Here is a 10588-nt window from a genome sequence, read left to right as displayed (position 1 = left end):
CGCGACGACGACGATCACCGGTTCTTCACCGCCTCCTGCCGGGCGCCGCGGGCGAGATCGCGCAAGGTGCGGTCGCTGAGCAGCGTCTGATCGAGCATCGCCACGGCCTGTGCCTTGCGCTCGGCCGGGCGGCTGGGTGCGGCGGTCACCAGGCCGGCGGTGCGGACCGGCGCGGCGGCAGGCTTGCGCACTGCGGGCGCCGCGCTTGCGACGGCGACGGGTGCGGCGGCAGCCTTGCGCGGCGCCGGCTGCGCCCGAGCGACCGCGACGGGCGCTGCGGCGGCGGCGGGCTTGGCCAAGGACACGCTTGCGGTGGCGACCGGCGCGCGGGTGGTCACCGCTTCGGCTGCGGCCTTGGCTGCTGCGGCGTCCGCCTCCGCCTGCGCCATGGTCGCGGCGGTCAGCACCACCCCGGCGCTGGGCACCACATAGGAGGCGAACTGGACATCGTCGCCGGGCGTGCGGCCGGGCAGTTGCGCCAGCATCGCCTCGCCGCCCACGAACTGCTCGGCACGCGGAGCGGCCAGCGAGAGGACGTCACCGTTCCAGCGCTCCAGCTGGGCGAGGTTCGCGCGGGTGTCGAACTCGGTCTCCAGCACGCGGATGTCGTTGCGCGCCTTCACGATCGCGCGCTCGACCGATTCGACGCGGCTGCGCTCGGCGGCCACCTGCGAGGTGACGAGGTAGAAGGCGGGCGCGACCACCGCGACGCACAGGCACCAGCCGAGTGTCTTGAACCCGAACGCTGCCATTACTTCACTCCTGCCTCTGTCCATGCCGCGGCGGCCGTACGCCGGGCGGTTCGCAATGTTGCCGATCGTGCGCGCGGGTTGCGCGCGAGCTCCGCCTCGCCGGCGCGGACCGGTTTGGCGGGAGATTCGAAGCTGGGCGCGCGGCCTGCCGCCTGGGCGGGCATGTGCCGCGATCCCGAAGGCGTGCTGCCGCTGCGCTCCCGGAGGAAGCGCTTGACGATGCGGTCCTCCAGGCTGTGGAAGGTCACCACCGCCAGCCGCCCGCCGGGCTTCAGCACGCGCTCGGCCGCTTCCAGCCCGCGCTCCAGCTCGTCGAGCTCGGCGTTCAGGTGGATGCGCAGCGCCTGGAAGGTGCGGGTCGCCGGATCCTTCTTCTCGTGCGGCTTGTGGCCGAGCGCGCGGCGTACGATCGACGCCAGCTCGGCCGTGCGGGTGATCGGACGCGCCTCGACGATCGCGCGCGCCACCCGGCGCGAGCGGGGCTCCTCACCATAATGGTAGAGCACGTCGGCGATCTCCGCCTCGTCGGCGGTGTTGACGAAGTCGGCCGCGGTCGGCCCCGACTGGCTCATCCGCATGTCGAGCGGCCCGTCCGCCTGGAAGGAGAAGCCGCGCTCCGCCTGGTCGAGCTGCATGGAGGACACGCCGATGTCCATCGTCACGCCGTCGACGGGCACCACACCCAGATCCGCCAGCGCCGAGGCCATCGAGGAGAAGGGCGCCTCGACCAGGGTCAGCCGCTCACCCGCCTCGGCAAGGGTCGGCGCGGCATTGGCCACCGCATCGGGATCGCGATCGAACGCGATCACCCGCGCGCCCCGGCCGAGCATGGCACGCGTATAGCCGCCGGCACCGAAGGTGGCGTCGACATGCACTTCGCCGGCCTCAATCGCGAGGCCGTCGAGCACCTCGTCCAGCAGCACGGGGATGTGAGGCGCGTCGCTCATCGCAGCCCCTTCTCTTCCATGCAGAACTCGACGAGCTCGCGCGTCTCCTCGGCGATGCTCTCGTCGGCGAGCAGCGCTTCCGGGTTCCAGATGTTGAAGGTGTTGCCGCGGCCGTGGAAGAAGGCCCACTTCTCGATCTTGGCACGGCGGCGGAAGAAGGTCGGCAGCACGAACCGGCCGGCGCTGTCGAACGGCGCCGATTCCAGGTTGCCGAATGCATTGCCCGCCAGGTTGTAGTCCACCGCCTCCCCGCTGTCCTCGACCGCCAGTTCGCGCGGATCGATGCGCGCGTGCAGGATGCGGGGCCAGTTGACGTCGAACCCGACGAGGCAGCCGTGCTGGGAATCGCGCGCGATCAGCAGATCGCGGGCGTCCGCGTTACGCTCCAGTGCGGCGCGCAGCTTTGCGGGAACAGCGACTCGCCCTTTGGCGTCAACTGCTTGCAGCCCGTAGCTCAGATAGAGTTCTCGGTCTGACACGCTGCCCCAATCGGTCGCGCAGCGTCGCCTTCCCCGCTGTCCTCACGATGCTGGCGCCGGCCAGTCGCGCTTCGGCTTCGCGGCGGAGGTGCTGCCCCCTCGTTGACACATTCGTATCAAATCCATCTTTGGCCCACAATGGGCTAACCTGGGTGAGAGTGGGATTTACCGCCACTTTTTCCCGGCTGGTCCGGGATTCACCGCCACGCGCAAGAACGCACCCCCAGGCCGCGGAGGCGGAAGCGGGCGAATGGCAGTGGGAGAGAATGGGAAACGCCACCCGGTCGCAGCCACAGGCGTGCCAGCGCGCACGCCGAATGGCGTTGCACGGGCTCGTCCGTCAGCGGGTGGAAATCGCCCCTATTGGGGAATCGAAGCCGGCGGCTCCATCGGCGCGAGCTTGGCAGGCGGCGCAATGCTGTTGGTGGCGGCGGGCGCGATGCCGAGCTCAGCGAGCGGCTCGCGGCCGGCATCGGCGGTGCTCACGCCCTTGTCGGTGCCGGTCATGTTGGCGACCGTCTCCACGTTGGGCGCGCCGACCGCCACCACCGGCGCATCGTTGCGCGCGGAACTGACCAGCGCACTCGCCAGCAGGATGAGGATGAGCACGACGGCGAGACCGGTCATTCCGACCCGCACACGCTGCATCGCGCTCAGCTGTTCATTGGCATTCGGCATGCGTGAAGGAGAACTAGTCGAATCGTCCGCCACTGTCGACCGCGGCGTCAGGCTGCCGCCGCTTCGCGTCGCGGTGCGAGGCCCTTCGCCGCCAGCCATTCGGGGTTGTAGAGGGTGGAGAGATAGCGAAAGCCCGTGTCGCACAGGATGGTCGCGACCCGGCTGCCGGCCCCGAGCTGCCGCGCCAGGCGCACGGCCCCGGCGACGTTGATGCCCGACGACAGGCCGAGGCAGATCCCCTCCTCGTCCAGGAGGCGGCGGACCCATTCATAGCCCTCGGCATCGGAGATGCGGAACTGGGTGTCGATCGGCGCCCCCTCCAGATTGGCGGTGATGCGCCCCTGGCCGATTCCTTCCGCGACCGAGGACCCTTCGGACTTCAGCTCGCCGCAGGCATAATATTCATAGAGCGCGGCGCCGTGCGGATCGCTGAGCGCGATGGTGATGTTCGGGTCCCGCTCCTTGAGCGCCAGGCCGACACCCGCGAGCGTGCCGCCCGTCCCCGCCGCACAGGTGAAGCCGTCGATGCGGCCGTCCATCTGGTCCCAGATCTCGGGCGCGGTGCCGGTGATGTGCGCGCGACGGTTGGCGATGTTGTCGAACTGGTTGGCCCAGATCGCGTTCGGCGTCTCCTCGGCGATGCGGCGCGAGGTGTGCACGAAATGGCCGGGGTTGGAATAGGGCGCCGCCGGCACCAGCACGAGCTCGGCACCGAGCGCGCGCAGCGTGTCCATTTTCTCCCGACTCTGCGTCTCCGGCATCACGATGATGGTGCGATAGCCCTTGGCGTTGGCGACCAGCGCCAGGCCGATGCCGGTGTTGCCGGCCGTCCCCTCGACGATGGTGCCGCCGGGCGCGATCAGGCCGCGCGCCTCGGCATCCTCGATGATCGAAAGCGCCGCGCGGTCCTTCACCGAGGCGCCGGGGTTGGCGAACTCGCATTTGCCGTAGATTTCCGCGCCCGCAGCCTCGCTTGGACCTTTCAACAGGACGAGCGGAGTGTTGCCGATCAGGGCGAGCGAGTTGGGAGCGGTGTGCATGACGGCTACATGGGTGCAAGCCGCCGCGGGCACAAGCAAGCGATGCTACGGGCAGGCCAACCCGCATTCGCTGGATGCCCGCGCTTTTCGGTTCAGCTTGGCGCCCGAAGGCAATAGGGCGCGGGCCGGACACAAGGGGATTTCCACCATGAAGCTGTCGCATTCCATCGCCGCGCTCGCGGTGTGCGCTCCTGCCGCCGCCGTGGCGCAGGAGGCAACGCCGCCCGCGAACGAAGTGGTGGTCACCGGCCGCGGGCTGGAAACACCCGCCGAAGCGACGGTGGCAGTGGTCGAGATCGACCGCGAGCGTATCCTGTCGGAAGCGAGCCACCGGCTCGAGACTCTGCTCGCCGATGCGGCCGGCCTGCAGCAGTTCCGCCGCGCCGACTCGCGCTCGGCGCATCCGACCGCGCAGGGGCTGTCGCTGCGCGGCATCGGCGGCAATGCGTCGAGCCGCGCGCTGCTGATCCTGGACGGCGTGCCGCAGGCGGACCCGTTCGGCGGCTGGGTCGCCTTCCCCGCCTATGCGACCGAGCGGCTGGGCCGCATCCGCGTGACCCGCGGCGGCGGCAGCGGCTTCTGGGGGTCGGGCGCGCTCGCCGGCACGGTCGAGCTGGAGAGCGCGACGCCGGACCAGCTGTCGCCGCTCACCGGCAGCATCGCCTATGGCAGCCGCGACTCGGTGGAGGCCAACGGATCGGCAACGCTGGTGCGCGGCAGCGGCTTTGCGACCGTGTCGGGCGCCTATGCCCGCGGCGACGGCTTCGTGCCGACCGTGGCGGAAGACCGCGGCCCCGCCGATCGCGCAGCCCCCTATGAGCAGGCGTCGGGCGCGATCCGGGCGGGCATCGCGCTCGCGCCGGAGACGGAAGTGCAGGTCAACGTCAGCGCCTTCACCGACCGGCGCGAGCGCGGCACCGCCTTCACCGACAACAGCAGCGAGGGCGCGGACGCGAGCGTGCGGCTGGTCGGGCGCGGCCGCTGGGGCTGGTCGGCGCTGGGCTATGTCCAGACGCGGGCGTTTGCGAGCAGCTTTGCGAGCGTCGACGCGACCCGCACCACCGCCACCCAGTCGCTGGACCAGTATAACGTGCCGGCCACCGGCATCGGCGCGCGGTTCGAAGTGGCGCCGCCGGTCGGCAAGGGCATCTCGCTGCGGTTGGGTGGCGACGTGCGGGCGCTCGAGGGGCGCACGCAGGAACGCTACACCTTTGTCGCGGGCAGCCCGACGCGCCGCCGGGAGACCGGCGGGCGGACGCAGACGCTGGGCCTGTTTGCGGACGGATCGGCGCAGCTGGGCGACCTGACGCTGTCGCTGGGCGGGCGTGTCGACTGGTGGCGGATCGAGGACGGGCATCTCGACGAGCGTGCGCTCAGCGGGGGCGCGGCGCTGACCGACACGCGCTTTGCCGACCGCGACGGCAGCGAGGCGACCGGCCGTGCGGGGATCGCGTGGCAGGCGAGCGATGCGATCGCCTTGCGGGCCGCGGCCTATCGCGGGTGGCGGCTGCCGACGCTCAACGAACTCTATCGGCCGTTCCGGGTGGGACCGGACGCCACCGCGGCCAATCCAGACCTGGCCCCGGAGCAGCTGACCGGGGCCGAAGGCGGCGTCACCCTCACCCCGCTGCCGGGCATGCAGCTGTCGGGCACCTTCTTCTGGAACCGGCTTGAGGATGCGATCGCCAATGTGACGGAGGGCCGCGGACCGGGCAACTTCCCGGGCGTGGGCTTCGTGTCGGCGGCGGGCGTCTATCGTGTACGGCGCAACCTCGACGCGATCGAGTCGAAGGGGTTCGAGCTGGATGCCAGCTACCGGCCGGGGCCGGTCGGCGCGCGCGTGTCCTGGTCGCACACCGATCCGCGGGTGGAGGCGTCGGGCAGCGCCGCGGCACTCGACGGGCTGCGGCCGGCCCAGACGCCGCGCGACCTGGTTTCGGCGACCGTGGACTGGCGTCAGGGCGGCTGGGGCGCCGCCCTGACGCTGCGCCACGCCGCCCGCCAGTTTGAGGACGATGCCAATCAGGAGGCGCTGGCGCCCGCGACCACGGTCGACGCCTTCTTCGCGGCACCGATCCGCGCCGGCTTCTCGGTGGAGCTGCGGGGCGAGAACCTGCTCAACGAGCGGGTGGAAACCGGCATCAGCGGCGCCGATGTGGTCGAGCGGGCGTCGCCGCGGACGCTGTGGGTGGGGTTGCGCTACCGGGGGTAAGCAGCACGCCGGGGTAGGATAAGGCCTACATCTCCACGACCGTCCCGGCGAGGCGTTCGACCTCTCCGGGATCGTGGGTGACCATCAGCATGGGGAGCGCGAGTTCGTCGCGCAGCCGCTCGATGGTGCGCATCACCTCCTCGCGCCGGCTGCGGTCGAGCGAGGACATGGGTTCGTCCAGCAGCAGGAAGCGCGCGCCCGACAGCAGCGCTCGGCCGATCGCGACGCGGCGCGCCTCCCCGCCAGAGAGCGTTCGGGGCCAGCGATCGAGCAGGGGTTCGAGCTCCAGCAGCGCCACCGTCTCGTCGAAGCCGATCAGCGCCCCCTCCCGGGCCGCGCGGCGGGCGCCGTAGCGCAGGTTGCTATGCACCCGCAGGTGCGGGAACAGCCGCGCCTCCTGGAAGACATAGCCCGCCTGGCGCCGGGCGACGGGCACGTCGATGCCCGTAGTGGAGTCGAACAGCGTGCGATCGCGCACGCGGACATGGCCGCGATCGGGGCGGACCAGGCCGGCGACCATGTTCAGCACCGTGGTCTTGCCGGCTCCCGAGGGGCCGAACAGCACCGTCAGCCCGGGCGCCGGCGCAATCCGGCACGCGAAGCGGCGGTCCCCGCGGCGGAGCACGACATCGACGTCAAAGGACATGCAGCCTCCGCCCGGAGCGGCGGGTCAGCACCTCGGAGACGACGAGCGCGGCCAGGGCGAGCGCGACCGAGAGGATGGCGAGCCGCAGCACCGCCGGTTCGCGCCCCGGCACCTGGAGGGCATCGTAGATGGCGAGCGGCAGCGTCTGGGTCTCGCCCGGCACATTGGAGACGAAGGTGATGGTCGCGCCGAACTCACCGAGCGCACGCGCGAAGCCGAGCACGGCGCCTGCGAGCACACCGGGAAGGCTCAGCGGCAGCGTGATCGTCGCAAACACGCGCGCCCGCCCTGCCCCGAGCGTGCGCGCGGCGGATTCCAGGCGGCGGTCGACGGCCTCGATCGAGAGGCGCATTGCCCGCACCATCAGCGGCAGCGCCATCACCGCCGCCGCGATCGCAGCCCCGGTCCAGCGGAACAGCACGGTCTCACCGGTCCAGCGTTCGAGAAGCGCTCCGACCGGGCCTGTGGGCGCGAAGGCGAGCAGCAGCAGCCAGCCCGTCACCACCGGCGGCAGCACCAGCGGCAAGTGGACGATGCCGTCGAGCAGCACCCGTCCGGGGAAGCGGCCGCGGGCGAGCAGCCAGGCGAGCGCGAAGGCGGCCGGCAGCGCCGCTGCCACCGCCACCCCGCCGACGCGCAGCGACAGCCAGACGACGGTCCACTCCTCGGGCGACAGTTCCACCGCTCAGCGCGTCGAGAAGCCGAAGCGGGCGAAGATCGCCTTGCCCTCGCGGCTGTTCAGGAAGCGGCGGAACGCCTCCGCATCCGTGCTGGTCCCGTTCTTCAGGCGCGCGGCGGGATAGACGATCGGCGGGTAGCTGCCGGCGGGAAACACCCCGGCGATCCGCACCTTTGCAGAGGCGCGCGCGTCGGTCGCGTAGACGATGCCGAGCGGGGCCACGCCGCGCTCCACCAGCGCGAGGGCCGCGCGCACGCTTTCGCCCCGCACCACCAGCGGCGCGACCTGCTGCCAGCCGCCGAGCTTTTCGAGCGCCGCCTTGCCGTATTTGCCCGCCGGCACCGCGTCGGGATTGGCCATGGCGAGGCGGCCGCGAGGCCCAAGCGCGGGGCGCAGATCCACTCCGGGCCGCAATGCGACGCGAACGCTGCTGTCTTCCGGCGCGATCAGCACCAGACGGTTGCCGAGAAGATCGGTGCGGGTGCCGGGCACGACGAGCCCGCGCCGCTGGAGATCGTCCATCCAATCGCGATCGGCCGACACGAACAGGTCGGCGGGCGCGCCGGAGGCGGCCTGCCGGGCGAGCGCTGAACTCGCGGCGAACGACAGCCGCGGCCGGGGATGGCCGCGGCGCGCCCAGGCGTCGGCCGCCGCGTTCATCGACTCCTGCAGGCTCGCCGCGGCGAGCACCAGCGGCGGCCGCGGCTGTGCGGCAAGCGGGGCGGAGGCGCCCGCTAGACCCAGCAGCGCGAGCGCAGCGAGTACGCCTCGTCTCAACATCCCCGTCTCCGTCTCATTCCGCCGTTCCTAGCGGGAGACGGAGGCGGTTGCACCTGTCGCTTGGCCGGCCGCCTGCGGCCGGCCGAACAGGTCAGGACTTGCCGGTCATCTGGCCGATGGTGGCGCGGCCGAAGCTTGCGATGAGTTCGCCGATTTCGCGAGCCTGGGCGACCGAGCGCGTGCTCTGTTCGCGCAGATATTCGCTTTGCAGGCGCATCACCTCGGTCATGTCGTGGGCCTGGGCGGCGGCGCGCATCATCCGAAAGGCTTCGCGGGTGTTGGTCTCGGCCTGGTCGAGCATCCTGAGGCCGAGCTCGCTGCCCTGGCCGGCGATCTGCCCGCCGGCCGCGCGCATGCGCTCGCCCGCGGCACGCAGCCCCTCGGCCATGCCGCCGGCCGCGTCGCCCGATCCGCCCGGCATGCCGTCGCCGCCGAAGGCATTGTCCGCGCCGCCGATCCCTGCTCCCGTGGTTGCGGCACCGTCGCCTGCGGGTTCGGAGGTGCTGTTACCGGGATTTTCTTCCGCCATGTCTGTCTCCTGCCGGCGCGGCGCCCGGCCTCGAAAAGGGGGTCTGCCCGCGCCTGTCGGTGCGACGCGCGAGGATCGGCAAGGTTCCGCGCCGGCGGGCCGTTTCATCTCCGCAACGGAACGACTTCCCGCGCGAAAAGTTGATCGTCTCCCAGCCGTCGTCCTTGAGCGGAGTCGAGCCGTCGCCACCGCCTATGAATTCAAGCCGCACGAGCGGCCGCTGCTTCCGGGTTCGCCGGCGACGCCCGAGCATCCGCTCGGCCGCCGCTACGCCTATTTCGCAGTGGGCACGTTGCTTGGGATCACGGGCGGCCTGAACAACGGGCTGCTCACCGCCAACCTGCCCCAGATCCAGGGTTCGCTCGGCCTGACGCCCGTGCAGGGGGGCTGGCTGACCGCGATCAACGCAATGACCAGCGTGTGCATGGGCATGCTGCTGATCAAGTTCCGCCAGCAGTTCGGCCTGCAACGCTTCACCCGCGTGTTCCTGATCGCGTTCCTGTGCCTCAACGTCTTCCAGCTGTTCGTCCACGGCTATGTGACGCAGCTGATCGTCCGCGGGGCGGCCGGCCTGGTCGGAAGCGCGCTCACGACGCTGTGCTTCATGTACATCATGCAATCGCTGCCGGCGTCGATGCGCCTGTCGGGCATGATCATCGGCTTCGGCTCCTCCACGGTGGCGCTGCCGTTGGCGCGGGTGATCTCGCCGCTGCTGCTGCTGGACGGGCACATCCAGAACCTGTTCCTGTTCGAGCTGGGCCTGACCCTCGCCGCGCTCGCCTCGGTCGGCCTGCTGCGGCTGCCCCCCAGCGAGCGGTTCCAAGCCTTCGAGCGGATCGACTTCCTGACCTTTGCCCTGTTCGCGCCGGGCATGGCGCTGCTGTGCGCGGTGCTGGTGCAGGGCCGCATTCAGTGGTGGACCACCGAATGGCTGGGCTATGCGATCGCCGCGGCGATCCCGCTGATCGGGACCGCACTGCTGATCGAGCACAACCGGGCCAACCCGCTGCTCAACACGCGCTGGATGCGCAACGGCAACATCCTGCGCTTCGCGACCGTCGCGGCATCGATGCGCATCCTGCTGTCCGAACAGAATTTCGGCTCCATCGGACTGCTGACCGCGCTGGGCATGGGCAACGAGCAGCTGGTCACGCTGAACGTGGTAGTGGTGTTCGCCTCGATCGCCGGCATCTGCGTGAGCCTGGCGACCCTCACCCCCAACGAGCTGGGGCTGCCGGTGATCGCGTCGGTGGTGCTGATCGGCATCGCCGCCTGGATGGATTCGCACGCGACCAACCTCACCCGGCCAGCCAACCTCTACCTGAGCCAGGCGCTGATCGCCTTTGCCGCGCTGTTCTTCCTGGGGCCGATGATCATGATCGGCATCTTCCGCGCGCTCGCCCGCGGGCCGAGTCACATCATCAGCTTTTCCGCCGTGTTCGGCATCTCGCAGACGATGGGCGGGCTGGTCGGGTCGTCGCTGCTGGGCAGTTTGCAGATCGTGCGGGAGAAGTTCCACGCGTTCCAGATCACGCAGGCGCTGACGACGACCGACCCGCAGGTCGTGTCGCGCATCCGGCAACTCGGCGGCGCCTATGCGTCGGCGATCGGCGATCCCGTCCGGCAGCAGGCGCAGGGCACGAGCCTCCTTGCCCAGCTGGTCACGCGCGAGGCGAACATCCTGGCCTACAACGATGTTTTTCTGATGGTCGCGATGCTCTCGGTCGTGCTGACCGTGTGGCTCGGCGGCTATTGGCTCTATCACAAGGTGCGCGGGGTCAACCCGTTGGCCGAGGAACTGGCAGCAGTGCAACGGATGCGACAGACGACGTGAGCGATACCCGCC

General features: G+C 70.8%; 11 protein-coding genes. 2 read left to right on the top strand and 9 right to left on the bottom strand.

Annotation, left to right across the window (positions count from 1 at the left end; all coding sequences use genetic code 11):
- Window positions 1-14 precede the first annotated feature (14 nt).
- From MHZ35_RS04685 to MHZ35_RS04665, 5 genes are all read right to left on the bottom strand, one after another.
- Window positions 15-752, bottom strand: coding sequence for a hypothetical protein (locus MHZ35_RS04685; protein ID WP_239434593.1), 738 nt, complete (start codon window positions 750-752; stop codon window positions 15-17).
- Window positions 752-1699 (bottom strand): 16S rRNA (cytosine(1402)-N(4))-methyltransferase RsmH, encoded by a 948-nt coding sequence (gene rsmH, locus MHZ35_RS04680; RefSeq protein WP_239434592.1) that lies wholly within the window; start codon window positions 1697-1699, stop codon window positions 752-754. Before rsmH ends, MHZ35_RS04685 begins: the two co-directional genes overlap by 1 nt.
- Complete coding sequence (locus MHZ35_RS04675) at window positions 1696-2178, bottom strand: division/cell wall cluster transcriptional repressor MraZ (RefSeq protein WP_239434591.1); 483 nt, start codon at window positions 2176-2178, stop codon at window positions 1696-1698. Before MHZ35_RS04675 ends, rsmH begins: the two co-directional genes overlap by 4 nt.
- 360 nt (window positions 2179-2538) lie before the next feature.
- Window positions 2539-2856 (bottom strand): hypothetical protein, encoded by a 318-nt coding sequence (locus MHZ35_RS04670; protein WP_239434590.1) that lies wholly within the window; start codon window positions 2854-2856, stop codon window positions 2539-2541.
- A 47-nt stretch (window positions 2857-2903) separates the two neighbouring features.
- Window positions 2904-3896, bottom strand: coding sequence for a cysteine synthase A (locus MHZ35_RS04665; protein WP_239434589.1), 993 nt, complete (start codon window positions 3894-3896; stop codon window positions 2904-2906).
- 148 nt (window positions 3897-4044) lie between these two features.
- Between MHZ35_RS04665 and MHZ35_RS04660 the strand changes: the two genes are divergently transcribed.
- The gene (locus MHZ35_RS04660; protein WP_239434588.1) at window positions 4045-6108 is read left to right on the top strand and encodes a TonB-dependent receptor; all 2064 of its coding nucleotides are present in this window, start codon (window positions 4045-4047) and stop codon (window positions 6106-6108) included.
- 25 nt (window positions 6109-6133) lie between these two features.
- Here the strand turns inward: MHZ35_RS04660 and MHZ35_RS04655 are convergent, their stop codons facing one another.
- From MHZ35_RS04655 to MHZ35_RS04640, 4 genes are all read right to left on the bottom strand, one after another.
- On the bottom strand, window positions 6134-6754 hold the full coding sequence (locus MHZ35_RS04655; RefSeq protein WP_239434587.1) for an ATP-binding cassette domain-containing protein: 621 nt from the start codon (window positions 6752-6754) through the stop codon (window positions 6134-6136).
- The gene (gene modB / locus MHZ35_RS04650) at window positions 6744-7430 is read right to left on the bottom strand and encodes a molybdate ABC transporter permease subunit (protein ID WP_239434683.1); all 687 of its coding nucleotides are present in this window, start codon (window positions 7428-7430) and stop codon (window positions 6744-6746) included. Before modB ends, MHZ35_RS04655 begins: the two co-directional genes overlap by 11 nt.
- A gap of 9 nt (window positions 7431-7439) precedes the next feature.
- Complete coding sequence (modA, locus tag MHZ35_RS04645; protein ID WP_239434586.1) at window positions 7440-8213, bottom strand: molybdate ABC transporter substrate-binding protein; 774 nt, start codon at window positions 8211-8213, stop codon at window positions 7440-7442.
- Between the two features lie 91 nt (window positions 8214-8304).
- Window positions 8305-8742 carry a phasin family protein gene (locus MHZ35_RS04640; RefSeq protein WP_239434585.1) on the bottom strand — a complete coding sequence of 146 codons (438 nt, stop codon included), beginning with the start codon at window positions 8740-8742 and terminating at the stop codon, window positions 8305-8307.
- A gap of 283 nt (window positions 8743-9025) precedes the next feature.
- On the opposite strand from MHZ35_RS04640, the gene MHZ35_RS04635 reads away from it, so the two are divergent.
- Window positions 9026-10576: an MFS transporter gene (locus MHZ35_RS04635; RefSeq protein WP_239434584.1), complete on the top strand. Its 1551-nt coding sequence runs from the start codon at window positions 9026-9028 to the stop codon at window positions 10574-10576.
- Window positions 10577-10588: the final 12 nt, after the last annotated feature.

Source organism: Sphingomonas sp. ACRSK (genome assembly GCF_022346685.1).
Taxonomy (GTDB): domain Bacteria; phylum Pseudomonadota; class Alphaproteobacteria; order Sphingomonadales; family Sphingomonadaceae; genus Sphingomonas; species Sphingomonas molluscorum.
This window is presented reverse-complemented; position numbering and strand designations above follow the sequence as displayed.